Raw genomic sequence first — 20,872 nt, 5'->3', positions numbered from 1 at the left:
CAACAACAGCCCTGACCAGGGAGAATGGTTCCCATCGGGCACTCTCAGACTCCTCTTCGACCCTTGCTTAGAGCAGCACGGCGTCGTGGCCGAATGCCATCCGAAGTTCACCAACGACCCGGTCGAGATCAACCCGGAACTCGTCGGCAAGCTTTACGACCTTGCCCATTCCGATGTCGATCATGACGATGGACTCACCGGGATGTTCCTTGAGGAGCCGCTTCAACCGCTGGATCTTGAGCTCGTCGAGAGCTGTTGCCGGCAGCCGCAGCCTGAGCGGCACGGCGGGTCCGTCGGCGAGGCCCTGCAGCACGTTGATCGTCTGACCAATCAGACCGAAGCGTGACTCGTCACGCTTGTCGAGGCGGCCCTTGACCGACACGATGAGGTCATCTTCAAGCTTGTGACCTTGCTCTGCCAGCGTTCGTGGAAAGATCGTCACTTCGATCGAGGCGTCGAGGTCCTCAAGGAGAAAGACGGCCATCTGGTCACCCTTCTTCGTGAACTTGCGGGCAAGGTTCGTGATCACTCCACCCACGGTGACCGGTGTGCCGTCTTCCATGTTTGGCAGGTCGATGAGTGCGTGCTCGACCTTGCGTTTGAGTGCATTCTCGACACCAAACAGCGGGTGGTCAGACACGTAGAGACCGAGCATCTCTTTCTCGAAACGAAGCTTCTCGGTCTTGTCGAACTCAAGTTCGGGGATCGGCGTGCGTTCGTTGAAACCGTCGCTGCCACTCTCGCTCCCGGTGCCACCTTCGCCAGAGTCGTCGTCCCAGTCGCCGAAGAGCGACATGACGCCTTTCTCACGCTCACGTCGGCGCTTCACCGTGGTGTCGATGATGTGCTCGAAGACGCTGAGGAGACCGCGTCGCGGATGACCAAGCGAGTCGAACCCACCGCCCTTGATCAGCGATTCGATCGTGCGCTTGTTCAGCACCGATTCGGGGACCCGTTCGACGAAGTCGTAGAAGTCGCAAAACTGGCCATTCTCCGCGCGCTCGGCAAGGAGCTCCTCGACGAGCGCCTCTCCGACGTTACGCACAGCCGACAGACCGAACGTGATGGCGCCCGGGCTCCCAACGTTCAGCGACATGCCCTCGGGCACCTCGGCAGGCGACAGCGCACCGAAGTTAATCAGCGAACGATTGACGTCCGGCGTGAGCACCTTGATACCCATCGATCGACAGTCGGCGAGGTACGTGGCGGCCTTTTCGAGGTTGTTTTTGACGCTGGTCAGCAGCGATGCGATGTACTCGACCGGGTAATGCGCTTTCAGGTACGCCGTCTGGTACGTGATAAGGCCGTAGCCGAACGTGTGGCTCTTGTTGAAGGCATAGTCGGCAAACTTCTCGATGATGTCGAAGAGTTCGACACCCATTTGCCGGTCGTAGCCGGTCCGGACCACACCTTCTTCAAAGCCGTCGCGGGCTGCCGCCATGACCTCGCGGACCTTCTTGCCCATTGCTTTGCGGAGGTTGTCGGCTTCGGCGAGTGAGTACCCGGCGAACTTCTGCGCCACACGCATCACGCTCTCCTGATAGATCATCAGGCCGTAGGTGTCACCGAGCACCTCCTTGGCGTCCTCGTGGAAGTACGACACTTCCTGACGGCCGTTCTTACGGTCAGCAAAGTCGTAGTGCATATTGACCGACATGGGGCCAGGTCGATACAGCGCCAGCACGGCGGCGATGTCTTCGAAGACAGTTGGCTCCATTGCCTTGAGGAGCTGACGCATCGGTGGAGATTCGAGCTGGAAGATGCCAATCGTGTCGCCCCGCGAGAGCAGCTCGTACGTCTTCTTGTCGTCGAGCGGCAACTGCTCGACGACCAGGTCAGGGTTGCCCCGCTCGCGAATCATTGCTTCGGCGTCGGAGATCACATCAAGGTTGCGCAGCCCGAGAAAGTCCATCTTGAGGAGCCCGAGGTCTTCCACCCCGTGCATCTCATACTGGGTGACGACCGGAGCGTCAGCGGGGTCCATTCCCGCCGCCGGTTTGCGCTGGATCGGCACGTAGTCGGTGACGGGGTTCTTCGTGATCACCACAGCGGCGGCGTGAATGCCGTCGGAACGTTTCAAGCCCTCAAGGCCACGCGCAACGTCGATGATTTTCTTCACGTCCGGGTCAGTGTCGTACATCGCGCGCAGGTCAGCCGCGGCCTTGTACCCGTCGTGGTACTTCGGGATGTCTTCGAAGCAGTACTTGAGTGGGGTGTCGCGGCCCATCACCATCGGCGGCATCGCCTTGGCGATCTTGTCGCCGACGCCGTACGGATAGCCGAGCACACGGGCCGCGTCCTTGGCGGCGTTGCGCGCCTTGATCGAACCGAACGTGATGATTTGGGCGACGTGGTCGCGGCCGTAGCGCTCAGCCGCGTACTTGATCATGTCTTCCCGATATCGAGTCTCGAAGTCCATGTCAATGTCAGGCATCGACACACGGCTCGGGTTGAGGAAGCGTTCGAACAGGAGGTCGTACTTGATTGGATCGAGGTCGGTGATCCACAGCGAGTAGGCCACAGCGCAGCCGGCGGCAGAACCACGACCTGGGCCGACACGAATGTTGTTGTCACGCGCGTACTTGATGAGGTCCCAGGTGATCAAGAAGTAGGACGCGAACCCCATGTCGCAGATGACCTTGAGCTCGAACGCCAGCCGCTCGAGTGCGTCGGCGGGGATGTCCTGGCCCCACCGCTTCTTGGCACCCTCCATCGTGAGGTGCCGCAGGTACGCCTCGTCGTCCACGAAGCCGTCTGGCAGCGGGAAGTCCGGGAGCAACGGCTTTCCGAACTCGATCTCGATGTTCGCACGCTCAGCGATCCACAGACTGTTGTCGCACGCCGTCGGGATCTCTTTGAAGAGGTAGCGCATTTCGGCAGCCGTCTTCAAGTAGTGCTCGGTTCCAGTGAACTTGAACCGCTTCGGGTCAGACAGCAGCGCACCCGTCTGCACACAGAGCAGCGCGTCGTGGCTCTCGTGATCTTCTTGGTGCGTGTAGTGGCTGTCGTTCGTCGCCAGGAGGGGCGCCTTGATCTTCTTGGCGATCTCGAGCAATTTCGGGTTGGTCTGGTGCTGCTCGGGGAGGCCGTGATCTTGGATCTCGATGAAGAAGTTGTCGCGACCAAAGATGTCTTGGAGCCGGCCCGCTTTCTCCAATGCGCCCTTCTCGTCGCCGTTGAGCAGCGACTGCAACACGTGGCCGCCAAGACAGCCGCTCGTCGCGATCAGGCCGTTGGAGTACTTCTCCAGCAGCTCCCAGTCCATGCGAGGCTTGTAGTAATAGCCCTCCATAAACGCCAGCGACGACAACTGGATGAGGTTCTTGTAACCCTCGTTGTTCTCTGCCAGCAGGATCAAGTGGTAATAGAGCTTCCTGCCACCTTCGGTCTCGCCACCCGAGTCATCGACGCGACCACGACGTGTCGGGCGCTCCGATCGATGATCGTGGGCCATGTAGGCCTCAGTTCCGATGATCGGCTTGATTCCCTGCTTGTTGCACTCTTTGTAGAAGTCGAGCGTCCCATACATGTTGCCGTGATCGGTCATGCCAATCGCCGGCTGACCGTCTTCGACTGCTTTTGCCACCATCTCGTCGAGGCGTGCGGCGCCATCGAGCATCGAGAACTCGGTATGAACGTGGAGGTGGGTGAAGGAGTCGGCCATCTGGCTTTTCTGAGCGAGTTACTGAGTCAGGTACTTACAACGTTGGGATTCTGAACGTAGCAGTGATTTTCGTTGCTTTTCCAATAGCTGCGCGACCCGGAGCGCGGGGCCTGTCACCATCGATCGATCGGGCTGCGACGGCTCGTTCCTCGCCGACGTTCCCTCCTCGACCCACGGCGCCACCCACACCCCTCGTTCCTCGCCGGCGGTCTCTCTGGCATCTACAGGTAGGTGCCTGGGCGGTCGCGGTCGCCGTCGCCGTTGGCGGCAGGGGCGGCGGGGCCGGGCTGGCCCGGCGCATGTTGCGCTCCACCTTGGACGACTTGGCCGTTGGGGAGCTGGCGCATCTGAGCAAGCTGCTGTTGAGCAACTGCTTGCTGCGCCATGAGGCTCGCCTGAATGCCGTGGAAGAGACCTTCGAGCCAGCCAACAAGTTGCGCCTTGGCAACACGGAGTTCGGCTTCGCTCGGCACTTCGTCATGATCGAACGGCAGCGCCAGCGACCGCAGCTCCTCTTGTAAATCCTCAGACATTGCTTCGGACAGCTCGATGATCGAACGTTCATAGACCTCGGCGAGCCGTTCGCGTGACGCCTCATCGAGGGAAGTCATGCGGACCTCTTCAAGCATCTGCTTGATCATCGAGCCGATGCGCATCACCTTGGCAGGCTGCGTGACCGCCTCACGAAGTACAGCCGGTTCACCAGCCTCAACACTCTCTGCCAGCTTCTCATCGCTCGTCGGCACGACATCAGGACGCTCGACCTCGCTTTCTGGCTCGGCCTCGGCCTCGGTCTCAGCAGATGTTGCGTCGGTGGTCGATGACGTGTCAGACATGGCGATCTTTCTACCGGGATCCTGCAGCACCCAGTTGTCAGGCGATGCCAGCGAGGAGCGGGACGTTCACTTCAGCAGATGTCAGAGAACCGTGACGACAGATCAGCTGATAGCTACCGGAGTCGGAATCTTCGTGGAACGTCACTGCCTCGCGGGCCACTAGCGCGACGTCGCCGAGCCGTGCTCTCACGGGTGGCGAGACGGTCGCGCCGAACCAACCTTCGTCGATGACCTGCTCGCGTGTAACGACCCAGGCAACCGCGCCAACTTCGGCCTCGGCAATCTGCGCGACATCGACCAGCGCACCGGCGGTGGTGTGTAGCCAGCGAAATCGTCCTTCGCCAGACTGCATCGTGACGCCGCGCAACATCGCATCTGATGGCCGGATGATGTTGTCGCCAACGTCAACCTGACCATGATCGGCAGTGATGAGGAGCGACGTGCCACTCGGCAGGGCCGCAAGTAGATCGGCGACCAGGCGGTCTGCGGCGCGTAACTCGGCCTCGTAGTACGGGCCAAAGCCACGTTCGTGGGCAATCTTGTCGATGCCACCGTAGTAGCAGTACACGAACTGTTCCCCGGCCTCGACGAGCTCGGCAGCAGCCACCGGAATCGACGACGCTGCCCGCCAGCCAGCTCGCTGACAGCCTCGAAGGTGCGCTTCGCTGAATGCCGAGTTCTCGAGTTCGGCCATCGACACAACAGGCACCTCGTAGCCCATGAAGGGATCGAACGGCTGTACTTCCATCGGCGGCTTCTGGCGGCGCACAATCTTGTCGTCGACACTCCACCGGAGGACGTTCAAGACGTCGCCATTGAGCATCATGCGGTAGCCGATGAGCCCGTGTTCTCCCGGCGTCAACCCCGTGGTAATCGATGTCAGCGCCGTTGCGGTCGTCGTCGGAGCGACAGTGTGGATCGATCGACCGACGAGCGAGTCGATCGTGGGCATGATCGCTCGGTGATCGTTGAGTTGGTCCCAGCCAAGGCCGTCGAGCACAAGCATGACGCATTGCTCGGAGTCAGCGATCGGCGCCGGCATCCACGCGGGCAGCGTCGACGTTGACCAGGCCCTCGGACCGAGGAGCGCTGGAATGATCCCACGCACATTGGCCCCCGCATAGTCCGGAATGATGGGCCCGACGCCTGAGGAAGTCACTGCGGGCCAGTCCACCATGTTCGAGGGTCCAACCACAAGGTCAAAGTCAGGATTGTTCTCCCGAAGCGTTCGCGCGAGCCGCTCGTTCTCTGCCGGATCGCTCAGAAACCGCTCAAAATCGTTATGGTGAAGCTGTGCGCATCTCAACCAGAGGGGACTATGCCTGCCGGGCACTCCTGAGTCTCGCTCTCCACATCGACGAGGGCGGTCCCACATCAGTACGTGACATCGCCGAACGCACCGCGCTCCCCCAGCCCTATCTTGAGCAGATCTTGCTCGCTCTGAAGGGTGCTGGAATCGTTCGCTCCAAGCGGGGCGTCGGCGGCGGCTACGTGCTTGCCCGCGAGCCCGCGGCGATCATGCTCAGTGACATCATCTCGGCCGTCGACGGCCCGATCACGGTCGGCGACTTCGGGGCGCCCCACCAGGACGGATCATGTGACCACGAAGGCCAGTGCGTGCTCCTGGAGATCTGGAACCAGGCGGGCGCCCACATGCGCGAGCACCTCAATGGCTACTCGCTCGCCAGTATCACCAGCATCGCCAACGGAGAATCCCCCTGGCCAGTCCTCCACGAACACTGATGGTCGGGCCGAGCTACTCGGCAATGATTTCGACAACTCTTCATCTCAGCATCCTGAGAGGTGCGATGGAGCGTCGAGTGCAAGGCGCGAGACGACGTAGTTGAGCTTGCTCAATGAGGAGTTCCCGCAACGTAGGAAATCGGCGTTCCAGCGTGCCTCTCAGCGTTACGTGGAGGCGGCGTCGAGCCAGGCTTGCAAGTCTGGTGCAAGCGGGCTGAAGAACGTCACGCGTTCGCCAGTGGCCGGGTGGTTGAAGGCCAGTTCTGCGGCATGTAGAAACGGGCGCTGTACACCGAGGTTCGGTCGGCGCTGACCGTAGGTCGGATCGCCGACGAGCGGATGGTTGATCGACGACAGGTGCACACGAATCTGGTGTGTGCGACCGGTTTCCAGGCGACAGTCGACACGAGAGACAACCGCGGGCTCGCGGTAGGTGCCGATCACCCGATAGTCGGTTCGCGCGTACTTGCCATGCGCCACGACCGCCATCTTCAATGGGTCAGAACGATTGCGGCCTAACGGCGCATCGATGATCCCGTGCGGTGCGTCGGGAACACCCCACACGAGCGCTTCGTAGCGACGCGTGCATGAGTGATCGGCGAACTGTGCGATGAGGAAGTCAGCAGCGTGCTGCGTACGGGCCACAACCAGCAAGCCCGAGCTACCAGAGTCAAGGCGATGCACGATTCCTGGTCGGTTCGACTCACCCACGTCGACGATTTCAGGGAAGCGAGCAAGCAGACCGTTGGCGAGCGTGCCGTCCATGTTGCCGGCACCGGGATGCACGACAAGACCGGCCGGCTTGTCGACAACGATGATGCTCTCATCTTCGTAGATGACTGAGAACTCGACATCGGGGTCAGGCTGCGGCAGCTGAATCCGTGGGAACGACGTCGGATCAAGGCCGACGGACTGACCTTCGACAAGGCGGATCTTGCCGCTCGAGGCTGGCTGGCCGTCGACGGAAACGCCACCATTGGCGATTGCAGCAGCGGCATCGGATCGACTGATGTCGCCAAGGAGCGCAACAATTCGGTCGAGACGTTGGCCGTCAAGCGCTGCGGGGACGTCCTCATTGATCATGGTTCGGGGATCTCCTCGACAGTGACGGATTCGATGGCATTACTGGCGTCAGCGGCTGCTGCGCCGGTACGGGCTTCTTCGAACTCAGCCGCTCCGAGCCGGTTCGCTCGACGCGCACTGAGCACGCTATTCAAGATCAGTACGCCGGCGCCGACATTGATGCAGGTGTCAGCGATATTGAAAATCGGGAACCATTGGAAGTCGATGAAGTCGACGACGGCACCACGCAGCCAGGCTTCGCCCCGAAAGGCTCGGTCAACCAGGTTGCCGGCTGCACCACCGATGAGGAGACCCATTCCAAAGGTCGACAACCTGCTCGACTCGGTACGCAACGTGACGAGCAGCCAGACAATGACCACCGTGGCCACGACAGCAATGAGCGGGCCGAAGCCCTGCCCGCGACTGAAGGCCATGCCACTGTTGAAGGCAAGGTTCCAGCGGAGTGTCCAGACGACGTCGATGACGCGATCCGGACCGAGACCGGTGACGGCCCAGTGCTTGGCGAGCTGGTCGAAAACGACAACACAAAGCGCCAGCAGCACCGGAGCCCGCCACACGGCGGCACGGGCATTGGACATGGAAGAGTTCAGCAGCCGGACCTAGCGGAAGCCAGCGCCGCTGACCTTCTCGACCGCGAGCACGGTGGTTTCGGGGATCGCCTCAAGCCGCTCACGTGGGATCGGCTTGCCTGACACGACCGAGTAGCCGTAGGTGCCAACTTCGATACGGGCCAACGCCTCGTCGATGTCGCCGATGGTCTGGCGAGCCTGCCCTGACAGCAGACGATCGAGATCGCGCTGGACGACCATCGTGTCGCCTTCGCCACCTTCGTCGTCGAACTGGACATCGCCCATTTCGCCGTCTTCGATCAGCGAGATCGCTTCTTCTTCGAGGCGGGTCGCCCGAGTCAGCTCGCCAGCACGCCGGGCAAGTAGCTCGCCCTTCTGCGTTTTGAGGAACTTGACATCGAAATCCTTCGTGTACGCAATGCCGTCTTTGCTTGTGCCACGCGGCTTCGGTACCTCAACGACATCAGGGACATCGTTCGAGAGCAGCGACGAGAACGACGCCTTCTTCTCTTTGATCCTCGGAGCGAGCTTCGGGGGCACAACCTGGATTGGCCTCGGGTTCGCGGGGTCGACAATCTTCTTTGCCGCCGACTTCTTCGATGCGGTTTTCTTCACTGCTGCCTTCTTCACTGCGGTCTTCTCCACTGCTGCCTGCTTCGCCACTGTCTTCTTCGCCACTGTCTTCTTCGCCACTGTCTCCTTGGCCACTGTCTTCTTGGCCACTGTCTTCTTCGCCACTGTCTCCTTCACGACCGCCTTTTTGACGACCGCCTTTTTGACGACCGCCTTCTTGACGACCGCCTTCTTCGCCACTGCTTTTTTGACGACCGCCTTCTTGACGACCGTCTTCTTCGCCACTGCCTTTTTGGCAGCCGTCTTTGCGGCAGTGGGCTTTTCCACTGCCTTTTTCGCTGCCGACTTGGTGGCAACAGACTTCTTGGCGGATTTCGACGATTTCGGTGCGGCCATGAGCGCTCCTTGTGGCGTTATTGAGCGCCGAATATACCTGATCAGGCGTGCGATTGCGACGATCATCACGACGTCGCGAGATCACTAACTCTCAGCGTTCAGTTGCGCGCGTCACCGTGATCGAGGGGTCACTCTTTTCGTCGACGCTCAGGTGTGTGGTCACCGATGTAGCAAGCGTCTCACGGCTGATCAGTGTTTCGTGTTGTGATACGGCGTCGAGCCACATCTGCGGTGCGACGATTGTGAGGTCGATCCTGTCCGACACCTTGAGGTCTGCGTCGCGGCGAGCCTGCTGCACCAGGCGCACGAGGTCACGGGCCCGGCCTTCAATTTCGAGTTCGTCGGTCACCTCGATGTCGAGGGCGATCACTCCGGCCGACTTACTCAAGCCAGTGCTCGCCTGCCCTTCACCGAGATCGTCACTTGCGACAAGGGCGAGGGTGTACTCCCCCTCCATCAACTCAACGCCACCGACCACTACGAGCAGACCCTCTGGCCCGTCCGTGCTCGACCAGTCACCCGATTTATGAGCCCTGATGACATTTTGGACGTTTTTGCCGAGTCGCGGTCCGAGCGCCTTGGGGACAAGCTGCTACTGCTCGGTAGCAACGGATGCGACGTCGTCGGTCAACACGACGTTGCGCACGTTCACCTCGTCGGAGATGAGTGCGGTGAAGTCGGCGAGTCGGGCAGCATCAGGAGTCGCCACGGTCAAAGAATTAAGCGGAAGACGAACGCGACGCTTGTTTGCCTTGCGAACCGAAAGCGTTGACGAGCAGACGTCGCGTACGAGGTCCATCGAGGCAACCAACTCGTCATTGGCCGGGAGTTCGTCGGCAGACGGCCAGTCGTGCAGGTGAACCGAGCGGGCTGCGTCGCCTGATCCGTCGCTCATGCCAGCGTGGATGGCCTCCGAGATGAATGGCAGCATTGGGGCCGTCACACGGACGAGGATCGACAACACCGTGTGCATCGTGTCGATTGCGTCGTGGTCGCCCTCCCAAAAGCGGCTCCGGCTGCGGCGGATATACCAATTGGTCAGGACGTCGAGATAGTCCCGCACGTGCTGACACGCAGCGAACAGGTCGTAGGCATCGAGCGACGCCGTGGTGTCGACAACCAGGTCGCGCGTCTTGGCCAACACATACTGGTCGAGCACGTTGGTCGAGTCGGTCCTGATGTGGCCCTGGTAGTCGGCGGCGTTGGCGTACAGGGTCAGGAAGTACCAGGAGTTCCAGAGCGGCAGGAGCACGTGACGCACCGTTTCGCGCATCCCGTTCTCCGTGACCATGCCATCGCCACCGCGCAGGATTGCCGAGCTGAGCAAGTGCCAGCGCATGGCGTCGGCGCCGTGCGTATCAAACATCTCCATGGGGTCGGGATAGTTGTTCAGTGACTTCGACATCTTCGCGCCGTCGTCACCGAGCACGATCCCGTGACTGACACAGTTCGAGAATGCGGGCCGGTCGAACAGAGCCGTTGCCAGCACGTGCAGTGTGTAGAACCAGCCGCGAGTCTGGCCGATGTACTCAACGATGAAGTCACCTGGATAGTGGTTCTCGAACCAATCCTGGTTCTCAAAGGGGTAGTGCACCTGAGCAAACGGCATCGACCCCGACTCAAACCAGCAGTCGAGCACCTCAGGCACCCGGCGCATCATCGATTTGCCCGACGGGTCGTCGGGATTTGGGCGCACGAGGTCGTCGACCTGTGGTCGGTGGAGGTCGGTCACGGCCCCTCCCTCAAGACAATCAGCAAAGTCAGCTTCCAGTTGAGCCAGCGACCCGTACACGTCGAGTCGTGGGAAATCTGGGTTGTCGGACTTCCACACCGGGATCGGCGAACCCCAGAATCGGTTACGGCTGATCGCCCAGTCACGAGCGTTCTCGATCCACTTGCCGAAGCTGCCTTCCTTAATGTGGGCCGGCTGCCAGGTGATGTCCTGGTTCAGTTCGACCATGCGGTCACGGACTGCAGTGACCTCAACGAACCACGACGAGATGGCGCGGTAAACGAGCGGCTCTGCACAGCGCCAGCAGTGCGGGTACGAGTGGTCGTATGTGGCGTGGCGCACAAGGACACCGCCGTCGGCGAGCGACCCGCGAGCCTTCAGGTCAACGATGATCTGCTTGTTGGCGTCGAACACATGCGTGCCTACATGGTCGGTGATCTCGGCCGTGTAGCAGCCGTGCTCATCCATTGGACACAGCGTGGGGATGCCTGCCTCGATGCAGGCAATCTGGTCGTCCTCGCCGAAGCCCGGCGCCATGTGCACGATGCCGGTACCATCTTCGGTCGAGACGAAGTCGGCCCCCAGCACCTGCCAGGCGTTCTGCGTGCCGTGCACTTCGGTATCGGTGAAGTAGTCGAAGATTGGTGTGTAGCGGCGGCCGATGAGGTCGCTGCCCTTGAGCGTGTCGACGCGCTCGGCTGCACCAAATTCGGCCTCGTGGTTGGCGACCAGTGCGTCGGCGATGATGTATCGCTGGCCGTCTTGTTCGAGCACCGCGTAGTCAATGTCGGGGCCGACGGCAAGCGCCAGGTTCGACGGCAGCGTCCACGGTGTGGTGGTCCAAGCGACCAATTTCTCGCCGCTATCGAGCGTGAAGGCAACAGTGACAGAGGGGTCCTGGCGGTCCTTGTACGTGTCGTCCATGCGCGTTTCGGTGTTGGACAGCGGTGTCTCGCATCGCCAGCAGTAGGCCAGCACTCGGAAGCCCTCGTAGATCAAGCCCTTGTCGTGGAGCGTCTTGAACGCCCACATGACGCTCTCCATGTACGAGAGGTCGAGAGTCTTGTAGTCGTTCTCGAAGTCAACCCAGCGGGCCTGGCGACCGACGTAACTGCGCCACTGATCGGTGTACTGCAGGACACTCGAGCGGCACGCCTCGTTGAACTTGTCGATGCCGAACGCTGCGATTTCGGGGTGACCGGAGATACCGAGTTCTTGTTCGGCCTTGACCTCAGCGGGCAGTCCGTGACAGTCCCAGCCGAAGCGTCGCTCGACACGCTGACCGCGCATCGTCTGGTAGCGCGGGATGGCGTCCTTGACGTATCCCGTCAGGAGGTGGCCGTAGTGCGGCGTACCGTTCGCGAAGGGCGGGCCGTCGTAGAAGACGAACTCGTTGTCGCCGTTCGTTCCAGCATCACGCTGATCAATTGACGCCTGAAACGTGTTGTCGACCTCCCAGCCTTGAAGAATCTTTTCCTCAAGCTGCGGGAAGTTCGGTTGGGGGTCGACTTCTGGGTAGGACACCCCGAGACTCTATCGACCCGCTCCGCCCTGGCCGCTGCCTGTTTCGGGGCCGCCGGAAGGCTCAGTCGTTCTCGTGGTCGTCGTCGCGGTCGTTGTCGCGGTCGTTGTCGAAGCCGTTGTCGAAGCCAAACTTCATGATCGGGCCGGAGCCTGCGTCGCCCTGGTTGCCGAGCGCCATCGTTGGATCGTCGGTCGCGCTCACCTGCTGCTCGGAAGCCATTGCTGCGGCCGAGTCGTCGTCAGCGGCTCCCGCCCCTGCTTCGAGGATGCCCTCGGTCGCCGCCGAGAGCAGCGGACGGCGTGACTCGCCGAGGCCACTGGGAACTCGCTCGGTGAGGTCCATGATCTCATTCGCAGCGTCGCGTAGGCGGCTGCGCTGAGCCACCAGGAACTGTTCCATGTGATCGACGTCGGACTCAAGGAAGTCACGACGCGCCATCAGCGAGTTGACCTCGCCAGCAAGTTCACTCTTTTCGTGTTCGCCAGCCTTACGAGCTTCAGCGCGAGCCCCAGCCAGCAACTCCTGCGCCTCGGCACGACTGGACTCAACAGCGCCGGCAACTTCGGCTTCGGCTTCGTCACGGAGGCGCTGTGCTTCAACGCGTGCCTCGGCAACAGCAGTGTCAGCAGTGCGCTGCGCGAGCAGCAAGGTGCGGCTGATCATCTCGGACTGGTCAACAGTGACGTCGATCGATGGCTCAGCCGCGGAAGTCGCGGCGGAAGTCGCGGTAGATCCTTCACTGATTGTCGGCCGTGCAATCTCGGCACTGGCATCGGACTGCGACGCAGCATCGCTGGAGATCTCTTGCAAGCGGGCCACGGCGGCACGCGCCCTCGCTTCCATCGCGGTCGACTGGTTTTGCGCCCGTTCGAGTTCGTCAGCGACTGCGGCAAGGAATGCCTGCACCTGGTCGGGGTCAAGCCCGCGTTTGACAGTTGTGAACTGTGCGGTTCTGACGCGTTGCGGATTCATGTCCATGAAACGTCCTCCTCAGACGCTGCGCCCCATGAGGGCGACAGCACTCAATCGTCGTATTCGTCGTACCGCTGCTGGGGCGGCTTAAGTAAGTAGACGCCCGTGGCCACCTTTTCCATCGATCCGTCCATGGCGTAACAGATGCCACTGGCGAAGTCGATCAGGCGGCGAGCGACGCCACGATCCGTCCCCTCGAGGTTCATGATGACCGGTTGGCCATCTTTAAACTTGTCGGCGACTTCTTGAGCTTGGTCAAAACGACGCGGGCGGACCGTATGTGGTTCCATGGACCCTCCAGGAACACTGCGCAGCGCTGGCTGCTGGGGCGGTTGCGGTTGGCTATTCGGGCGGATCTGAACGCCAGAATGATCGCGAGAAGCGGCTCTCTCGACACGCGGGCGACGAGCCGCTGCTGATGCGTCAAAATCACGTGATGGGAAGCTCGGGCGTGACGCCGCAGCATCGACGAACGGCTCGGCGTCCGAGCCGCGCTGGCGCTGACCACGTGGGTCGGGTTCACGCGCACCGCGTTGTCGCGGCGGCGCCTCCGGCTCGTCGTAATCGTCGTAATCGTCGTATGTGTCGTCGGGACCGAGACCCAGGTAGTCCATGGTCCGTTTCCAGATGGGCATGCAATCCTCCTGCTCGCTGGGACTGTAGCTCACACACCCCGTTGAAACGCGGACACCGTGAGATGGATTTCGAGATCATCGCGCAGGGCGCTCTCCAAAGAGTGCGCTCCCGACTCGGATCTCGGTCGAACCGCATTCGATCGCAATGTCGAGGTCGCCCGACATCCCCATCGAACACACTTCCAGGCCGTGGACATCGACGAGCCCACGAACCGTCAGGAATGTCGAGCGAGTTTCCTCCGGCGAGCCTCCGGTCGGCCCGACGGTCATCAACCCTCGAACGTCGAGGCCTTTTGCACGGGCATGCTCGAGCAGTATCGGCACGTCGGCTGGCAGACATCCACCTTTGCGCTCCTCCCCCGCTGCATTCACCTGCAGCAGGATCTTTCCGCCCGGAATTCGCTGAGCCACCTCGTCGATGAGCGATGCTCGATCGATCGTGGCCCACACCGTGACGAGGTGGGCAAGCTGACGAACTTTGTTGGACTGTAAGCGACCGATGAAGTGCACGTCGACACCGGTGGCTTCGATGACATCTTGCTTGGACAGCAGATCTTGGGCATAGTTCTCGCCGATCGAGCGGCAACCTGCTCCCGCAGCCGCGGTGACTGCTGCATCGGAGAACCCTTTGGTCACCGCCATCACCTCGACGGAGTGCCTCCATGTCCGCTCGACTGCGTCGATTCGCGCACGCACTCCTGCGAGGCGGTTCTCGACGTCAGCGGCGGTGAAGGAACTCACGACGTCACTCTGTCATGGGATTCGACCCAGGCCACCACTGCGTGCAGGCTGTGCAGCCACCAATCACGGTGGCCGCAATGGGCGGGAAGCCGGAACAAACCTTCGACGCGATCAAGCAGATCAACCGCCATGGCGGCTACGGGCTACTTCAGGAATGAGGGGACGTCGAAGTCGTCGTCGTCGAGCGGATCATCCGCTGTGCTCTCAGCAAAGAGTTCGGTGATTCGAGTCGGCGAGGCGCGCAACCCGAGATCGCCGCTCGCGCTGTTCGACGGCGTGGCCACCGAACCCGACGAGAAATTCTCGACACGATCAAAGCCCGCAGCAATAACGGTGACGCGAACTTCATCGCCCATCTCGTCGTCGATAACCGTACCGAAGATGATGTTGGCGTCTTGGTGCGCAACGCCGTGGATGATCTCGGCGGCCGCATTCATCTCGAACAGACCCATGCTCGACGGGCCAGTGATGTTGAGCAACACTCCACGTGCGCCATCGATTGCGGATTCCAGCAGCGGGCTCGAAATCGCAGCCTTGGCTGCCGATACGGCACGCTCGTCACCGCTGGCCGTGCCGATGCCCATGAGGGCGGACCCGGCGTTGGACAGGATCATCTTGACGTCCGCAAAGTCAGTGTTGATCAAGCCTGGCGTCGTGATCAGGCTGGTGATCCCCGACACACCCTGCAGAAGCACTTCGTCGGCCATTTTGAATGCGTTGAGCACGCTGGTCTTGTCGTTGGCAACGGTGAGCAGGCGATCGTTCGGGATAACGATCAGCGTGTCAACCTTCTCTTTCAGGCGACCCACACCGTTGTCAGCTTGCACCGCACGCTTGCGCCCCTCAAACGAGAACGGACGGGTGACGACACCAATGGTGAGTGCACCTGCTTCGCGGGCAAGCTCGGCAATGACGGGTGCTGCACCCGTACCCGTGCCGCCACCTTCGCCGGCGGTGATGAACACTATGTCGGCGCCCTTCACCATTTCTTGGATTTCTTCCTTGTGCGCTTCAGCGGCCTCGCGGCCCACTTCGGGGTCGCTGCCGGCTCCGAGCCCACGAGTCAGATCCCGACCGATGTCAAGCTTGACATCAGCGTCACTCATCAAGAGCGCCTGAGCGTCGGTGTTGACGGCGATGAACTCAACGCCCTTCAGCCCGGCATCGATCATGCGGTTGACAGCATTAACACCGCCGCCACCGACACCGATCACCTTGATCACGGCGAGATAGTTCTGTGGAGCACCAGCCATCAGCGGATCCCTTTAAGTTGCTTCGTCAGGAGAATCATGTCGTTCATCATTGTGTCATTTCCATGTGTCCGGCTCGGTACTGACCGTGCTGATCGAGTGCCCAGGCGTCGTCGGGATTTATTCTGCCAGATTCTCGCTGTTCGAGCGGGGACGGTCACAGTACGGTGACCTCGTTGGTCGCCACATTGATCTCCGTCACCACCCCAGCCGGCAGGTCGTCGAGTTGACTTTCGAGCCGAACGAGCTTTTCGATCTGATCGCTGTCGCCGAGGGCCGAGCCGAATCGTACCCGAATGGGCGTGGTCTGGAGGGCCTCCTCGTCCGGCGCGAGGAAGATGACCAGATCGGCGCCGTCGTCGGTCACGTCGATTGCCTGGACCCGGGGCCGAATCGTCGGTGTGAGCTTGGTGACGAGTGAGGCTGCAGACGCCGGTCCGATCGGCGCGAACTCGCCGGCTGCAAGGTCGCGAGTATTCGGTGTACCGAGCAAAATAAACGCCACCGGTTGGCCCTCGATCACGTCAAGCACACGGCCTTCATCGTCGAGTACTCGGAATCGACCGTCGGCGCCGCGCATCGTGGCCACCGGCGTACGTTCACGGATCTCAATCGTGGCAGAGCTCGGCCATTTCGCCCTGACTCGGGCAGTTTCCACCCAGGGGATGGCCTCGAGCGCGCGTTCGGCGGCCTCGGTGTCGGCAAGGAGGACGGGTGTACCTTTGAGCTCGTCGATCACTGCATCGAGGCGATTCTTGTCGGTGTAGACGTTGCCGCCAACCGACACGTCGTCGATAGCAAACAGGCCTGATCCGAGAACTGTCAACGCGGCGAGCGCGACGAGCGCTGCGACAATTCCAGCGACAACCCACTTCAGCCGACGCAACCCCATCGCACGATGGACGGTGATCCGACGCTGTCTGAGACGCTGTTCTATTCCCGGCATGGTGGCGTCCTTGGGTGCGATTGCGTCGCCGATGCCGTCGTCGTCGATGAAGACAGTCCCTTCGGATGCGTTGCCGAGGTCGCCACCGTCGAGATAGACGGCGTCGGGGAGGAAATCGGCCCCACCGATCGCGATGGTTGAGCGAGCGGCAGTGGCCGATCCGGAGTGAGTTCCCGATGCTCTTGCCGGAGTCGGTGCCGACATTGATGAGCTCAACGGGTCGGGATCGAGGTTGACCGGGCGACCGCGAGCTTCGTGGACCGACAAGGAGTCGAGCTCTGTGCCATCGAAGCCGTCGCCAATCTTGATCGTTCGACGCTCTGGTGGCGGCCTCGTCGGTCCCGCATCAGCCAAGGGCAGCGGGCCTTCCGAGGTAACGATCGACAATTCGATTGCTGCGTCGAGCGGATCGACCTCAGCGGAGGTAGTGACATCGTTGCTGATGTCGCGACTGGGCGAGTCAGACAGGGCCCGGAGTACCTCCGAGGCCGGGGTCACCGGAGATGACTGCGCCGCATCCGACCCGGCCGTGTCATCGTCGTCAATCAGTTCGGCGTTATCATCGTCTGAATCGACGTCGAATGCTCGCGAGAGTTCGTCGAGCACCGAATCATCGGGCCTGACGCGACCGCGGGCCCGCTGTGGCTCGCCGGCATGTTTCTTCCGTCTCAACATCAGGTGCGGGTGCCCGACTCAGAAATCATCATCAAAACCGATCAGACGGATCTCGCTCCGCAGCCGATAGCCGGTGGACCGTTCGACCTCGGTACGAACGTGGCGCATCAGGTCGCGGACATCGCCCGCCGTGCCGTTTTCGTCTGCCTGGATGAAGTTGGCGTGCTTTTCGGACACCGTTGCAGTGCCCCGACGCAGCCCGCGCAGGCCTGCGCTCTCGATCAGTGCACCACAGGTGACTTCGCCCGGAACCGGGTTGACGAAGACCGACCCTGCGTTCTGTCCGCCGGGCTGGTTGGCCCGACGCCATTGCACGATCTCGCTCAGTTCGGCCTCAGCCGTTGCCCGGTCGCCGTGCGCCAACTGCAGCGTCGCGTCGAGAACAAGTTCGGTGGAAACCAGGCTGCTCCCTCGGAATCGGAGCCCCAAGGCGTCTGCACTCACAGACCGAACGATGCCAGCTTCTCCATCGTCGGTCAGGTCGCGCTGGATATTCGAGATGTCGGCAATCGTCACAGAGACAAGCGCCGCCGCCATGTCAGAGCCGTGACCGCCAGCATTCATCCGCACAGCGCCACCGACTGAGCCGGGTACGCCAACTGCCCACTCGAACCCCATGAGTCCGGCGGCCGCTGTGCGCCGAGCCAACACCGGGAGCAAGACGTTGCTTCCAGCCGTGACTGTGGCCGACGACTCATCAATGTGGATCGAATCCGTCATGGCGGATGCCGACACGGCAATTCCATGGAATCCGGAGTCGGCAACGAGCAGGTTCGAACCGCGCCCAATAACGAGCACCGGGAGGCCTGACGCCGCTACGGCCCTGGCCAGCGGAACCAGGTCAGCCCGCGATCGGAGCCTGACGAAGATGTCTGCCGCACCACCGACGCGGTAGGTGGTCAATGGACCGATCGCGACATCCCGCTCGGCGAGGTCTCCAAGTTCGCTGAGCGCCCGTTCAACTGCGGCGGACATCGAGTACCTCAGACGGGAACGACGCGATGTCGCCGCAGCCCATCGAAATCACGACATCGCCGCTTCTGGCTTCTCGTGCAACGTAGTCGACTAGATCGCTCCGGTTTGGAAGCCAAACGACACGTTTGCCGGGGTTGGCCTCGGTCACGGCGTTGACAATGAGCTTGCCGGTGACGCCCGGAATCGGTGTCGTACCAGATGCGTAGATGTCGGTAAGCACCACGATGTCGGCCTGGCCAAATGCATCGGCGTAGTCACGCCAGATCTCAGAGATGCGGTTGAACCGATTTGGTTGAAACACCGCGATAATGCGATCCCACCCGTCGCCGCTGTCGCGTGCCCCAGTCAGCACCGAGTCGATCTCGGTCGGCAGGTGGGCGTAGTCATCGACAAAAGTCGCTCCACCATCGACACCGCGAACATCGAATCGCCGAGCGACCCCGCCGAATTTGGCCAAAGCCTCGGCAATGTCTGCGAAGCCCACGCCAATTTCGAGCGCCATCGCCGTGGCTGCAAGTGCGTTCCTGACGTTATACACGCCGCGCATCGGCAGGCTGACCTCACCGAGCCGGACCATGTTGCCGACTTGGCGCCGCTCGACACCAAACGTGAACGATCCATTGGTTGCAAGCACATCAACTGCACGCACGTCGGCATCGTCGCTGAGTCCGAACGTGACGCCACCGTGCACGGCTGAGAGTCGGCGGGTGACTGGATCGTCAGCACTCAGGACCTTGGGCCCAACGATCTGACCGAGGTACGTATCGAAGCTGTCGACGATGGCCTCAAAGGTGCCGTAGTGGTCGAGGTGGTCGACCTCGATGTTGGTGATGATTGAACCGTGCAGAGGCAGTTCGAGATGGGTCCCGTCGCTCTCGTCGGCTTCGACGACGAGCCATTCACCGCCCGACCAATGCGCACCGGTCCCGACGTCTGTGACATCGCCGCCGACGATGAAGCTCGGTCGGAGTCTCGCCTGCGCCAAAATCAGCATCAGCATTGAGGTCGTCGTGGTCTTGCCGTGTGTACCTGCCACAGCCAACGACTTTGCACGAGCGCAGATCGACGCAAGCATCCCGGCGCGACGAAGCACTGTGACACCAGTTTTCCTGGCTTCGTCGAGTTCGATGTTGTGGAACGGAATCGCGGTCGACGCTGTGACGGCGTCGACGCCATGGACGTACGCGCGGTCGTGACCGACATACACGGCCGCACGTGCCGCACGGACGCGCTCGAGAACCGGATGTTCGCGGAGGTCGCTGCCCGAAACGTCGTGACCCATTTCGGCCAGGGCAATGCCGATTGCGCTCATGCCGGGTCCACCGATACCGACGACGTGCAGCCGATGCGGGATCGACAGATCGAGCGGCGCAACCGGTGCCCGCATCGCCGGAGCGGCCGACGATGGAGTCTGGTCGAACGGATTGTCGGTCGAGTTCACGATGCAGGAGATGTTAGAGCCACGCGCTCGATCAACGCTGCCAATGCGCCAGATCGATGAACGTCACCACGGGCCGAAGCCGCATCACTCAATTCTTTCCGTGCGGCGCCGTCGATGCGAAGGCGCTCAATCTCGTCGCCGAGGCGGCCGAGATCCGATTCGGGCATGAGTACTGCGGCGCCCGCGTCGGTCAGCCAACCCACATTGTCGGTCTGGTGGTCGTCGGCTGCGTTCGGCCACGGGATGAGAATCGCCGGCGTGCCGGTGACGGCCACCTCGTGCACGGTGCTCGCTCCTCCGCGGCCGATCAGCAGATCGGCTGCCTCGTAGACGGATGGCATGTCTTGCTCGTACCCGATCAACTGGTGCTGAACACCGGTTGCATCAGCATCGCCAGATCCAGTCTGATCGATTGTGTCAATGAATCGTTCTCCGGCGACCTGCCGGACAGCTAACCCGCTGTCGTCTGCGTGGTCGGCGAGGTACTTCGCGATGACCCCGTTGAGGACGCCCGATCCTTGCGAGCCCCCCATGACAGCGACGAGGAACCGACTGGGTCTCACGCCGAGTCGTTCACGTGCCGCTGCACGTCCCGCCGTGCGATCAACATCGAAGATCGCCTGGCGGATAGGTGCGCCCGTCACTTCAGCGCGCGGCAGCGGGGAGTTCTCGAACGCCACAGCGCACGCCACGGCCCGTTTGGCAGACAGTTGGCTGGCCCGCCCGGGCGTACGGTCGTAGGACACGACAACAACAGGAATCTTCAACCGTCGCGCGGCAAATACAGACGGCATGCTGGCGTAGCCGCCAACCGAGACGACCACGGCGGGTCGATCCTGGCGGAACTTCTTGATCGCCTGCCGTGTTGCCGTGATCATCTTCGGAATGAACGCGATGTTTCGACGAGTCAGGCTGCGTTGAAAGCCGACGACGTCGTAGAAAACAGCGGGGAACGGTGTGTTCGGCAGCAGCCGGGTCTCCATCCCTCGTTCACATCCGACGTACAGGATTTCGTCGGCGCTCCGCCCGCGATCGACCAGCGCTTCAGCGACGGCGAGAGCCGGCAGCACATGGCCAGCAGTCCCTCCGCCGGTGACGACGGCGAACGGGCCCATG

General features: G+C 61.7%; 16 protein-coding genes and 1 pseudogene. 2 read left to right on the top strand and 15 right to left on the bottom strand.

What is annotated here, in order from left to right; all coding sequences use genetic code 11:
* Window positions 1-67: 67 nt before the first annotated feature.
* From dnaE to ACH2EI_RS05300, 3 genes are all read right to left on the bottom strand, one after another.
* Window positions 68-3,664, bottom strand: coding sequence for a DNA polymerase III subunit alpha (gene dnaE, locus ACH2EI_RS05310; RefSeq protein WP_395151813.1), 3,597 nt, complete (start codon window positions 3,662-3,664; stop codon window positions 68-70).
* 221 nt (window positions 3,665-3,885) lie between these two features.
* Window positions 3,886-4,500, bottom strand: a complete 615-nt coding sequence (locus ACH2EI_RS05305; protein ID WP_395151815.1) for a proteasome activator — start codon at window positions 4,498-4,500, stop codon at window positions 3,886-3,888.
* A 37-nt stretch (window positions 4,501-4,537) separates the two neighbouring features.
* Entirely contained in the window at window positions 4,538-5,659 is a 1,122-nt protein-coding gene (locus tag ACH2EI_RS05300; protein ID WP_395159353.1) for an alkaline phosphatase family protein, read from the bottom strand.
* Between the two features lie 134 nt (window positions 5,660-5,793).
* Here ACH2EI_RS05300 and ACH2EI_RS05295 point away from each other — a divergent pair, with 134 nt between their 5' ends.
* Window positions 5,794-6,243 carry an RrF2 family transcriptional regulator gene (locus ACH2EI_RS05295; RefSeq protein WP_395152438.1) on the top strand — a complete coding sequence of 150 codons (450 nt, stop codon included), beginning with the start codon at window positions 5,794-5,796 and terminating at the stop codon, window positions 6,241-6,243.
* Between the two features lie 165 nt (window positions 6,244-6,408).
* On the opposite strand, the gene ACH2EI_RS05290 is transcribed toward ACH2EI_RS05295, so the two are convergent.
* The 7 genes and pseudogenes from ACH2EI_RS05290 to ACH2EI_RS05260 all read right to left on the bottom strand — a co-directional run bounded on the left by ACH2EI_RS05290 (window position 6,409) and on the right by ACH2EI_RS05260 (window position 14,469).
* Entirely contained in the window at window positions 6,409-7,326 is a 918-nt protein-coding gene (locus ACH2EI_RS05290; RefSeq protein ID WP_395152439.1) for an RluA family pseudouridine synthase, read from the bottom strand.
* The gene (gene lspA / locus ACH2EI_RS05285) at window positions 7,323-7,904 is read right to left on the bottom strand and encodes a signal peptidase II (protein WP_395152440.1); all 582 of its coding nucleotides are present in this window, start codon (window positions 7,902-7,904) and stop codon (window positions 7,323-7,325) included. The genes ACH2EI_RS05290 and lspA overlap by 4 nt, the downstream gene beginning before the upstream one ends.
* A gap of 21 nt (window positions 7,905-7,925) precedes the next feature.
* Window positions 7,926-8,864 (bottom strand): histone H1-like repetitive region-containing protein, encoded by a 939-nt coding sequence (locus tag ACH2EI_RS05280; RefSeq protein WP_395159351.1) that lies wholly within the window; start codon window positions 8,862-8,864, stop codon window positions 7,926-7,928.
* Between the two features lie 91 nt (window positions 8,865-8,955).
* Window positions 8,956-12,120: pseudogene (ileS, locus tag ACH2EI_RS05275) on the bottom strand (isoleucine--tRNA ligase).
* A 61-nt stretch (window positions 12,121-12,181) separates the two neighbouring features.
* Entirely contained in the window at window positions 12,182-13,099 is a 918-nt protein-coding gene (locus ACH2EI_RS05270; RefSeq protein ID WP_395154148.1) for a DivIVA domain-containing protein, read from the bottom strand.
* A 44-nt stretch (window positions 13,100-13,143) separates the two neighbouring features.
* Window positions 13,144-13,728, bottom strand: coding sequence for a cell division protein SepF (locus tag ACH2EI_RS05265; protein WP_395159349.1), 585 nt, complete (start codon window positions 13,726-13,728; stop codon window positions 13,144-13,146).
* A 75-nt stretch (window positions 13,729-13,803) separates the two neighbouring features.
* On the bottom strand, window positions 13,804-14,469 hold the full coding sequence (locus ACH2EI_RS05260) for a YggS family pyridoxal phosphate-dependent enzyme (protein ID WP_395154150.1): 666 nt from the start codon (window positions 14,467-14,469) through the stop codon (window positions 13,804-13,806).
* Window positions 14,470-14,483: 14 nt separating this feature from the next.
* Here ACH2EI_RS05260 and ACH2EI_RS05255 point away from each other — a divergent pair, with 14 nt between their 5' ends.
* On the top strand, window positions 14,484-14,627 hold the full coding sequence (locus ACH2EI_RS05255) for a hypothetical protein (RefSeq protein WP_395159347.1): 144 nt from the start codon (window positions 14,484-14,486) through the stop codon (window positions 14,625-14,627).
* On the opposite strand, the gene ftsZ is transcribed toward ACH2EI_RS05255, so the two are convergent.
* The 5 genes from ftsZ to ACH2EI_RS05230 all read right to left on the bottom strand — a co-directional run bounded on the left by ftsZ (window position 14,613) and on the right by ACH2EI_RS05230 (window position 20,871).
* A complete protein-coding gene (gene ftsZ / locus ACH2EI_RS05250) occupies window positions 14,613-15,722 on the bottom strand; it encodes a cell division protein FtsZ (protein WP_395159345.1) in 1,110 nt (369 codons plus the stop codon). The genes ACH2EI_RS05255 and ftsZ overlap by 15 nt on opposite strands.
* A gap of 154 nt (window positions 15,723-15,876) precedes the next feature.
* Window positions 15,877-17,340 carry a cell division protein FtsQ/DivIB gene (locus ACH2EI_RS05245; RefSeq protein ID WP_395151833.1) on the bottom strand — a complete coding sequence of 488 codons (1,464 nt, stop codon included), beginning with the start codon at window positions 17,338-17,340 and terminating at the stop codon, window positions 15,877-15,879.
* Between the two features lie 18 nt (window positions 17,341-17,358).
* Window positions 17,359-18,315 carry a UDP-N-acetylmuramate dehydrogenase gene (murB, locus tag ACH2EI_RS05240; RefSeq protein ID WP_395159343.1) on the bottom strand — a complete coding sequence of 319 codons (957 nt, stop codon included), beginning with the start codon at window positions 18,313-18,315 and terminating at the stop codon, window positions 17,359-17,361.
* Window positions 18,299-19,756 carry a UDP-N-acetylmuramate--L-alanine ligase gene (gene murC / locus ACH2EI_RS05235; RefSeq protein WP_395151837.1) on the bottom strand — a complete coding sequence of 486 codons (1,458 nt, stop codon included), beginning with the start codon at window positions 19,754-19,756 and terminating at the stop codon, window positions 18,299-18,301. Before murC ends, murB begins: the two co-directional genes overlap by 17 nt.
* Window positions 19,753-20,871, bottom strand: a complete 1,119-nt coding sequence (locus ACH2EI_RS05230) for a UDP-N-acetylglucosamine--N-acetylmuramyl-(pentapeptide) pyrophosphoryl-undecaprenol N-acetylglucosamine transferase (protein ID WP_395151839.1) — start codon at window positions 20,869-20,871, stop codon at window positions 19,753-19,755. Before ACH2EI_RS05230 ends, murC begins: the two co-directional genes overlap by 4 nt.
* Between the last annotated feature and the right edge of the window lies 1 nt (window position 20,872).

Origin of the sequence: Ilumatobacter sp. (genome assembly GCF_041688325.1) — a bacterium.
Classification (GTDB): domain Bacteria; phylum Actinomycetota; class Acidimicrobiia; order Acidimicrobiales; family Ilumatobacteraceae; genus Ilumatobacter_A.
This window is presented reverse-complemented; position numbering and strand designations above follow the sequence as displayed.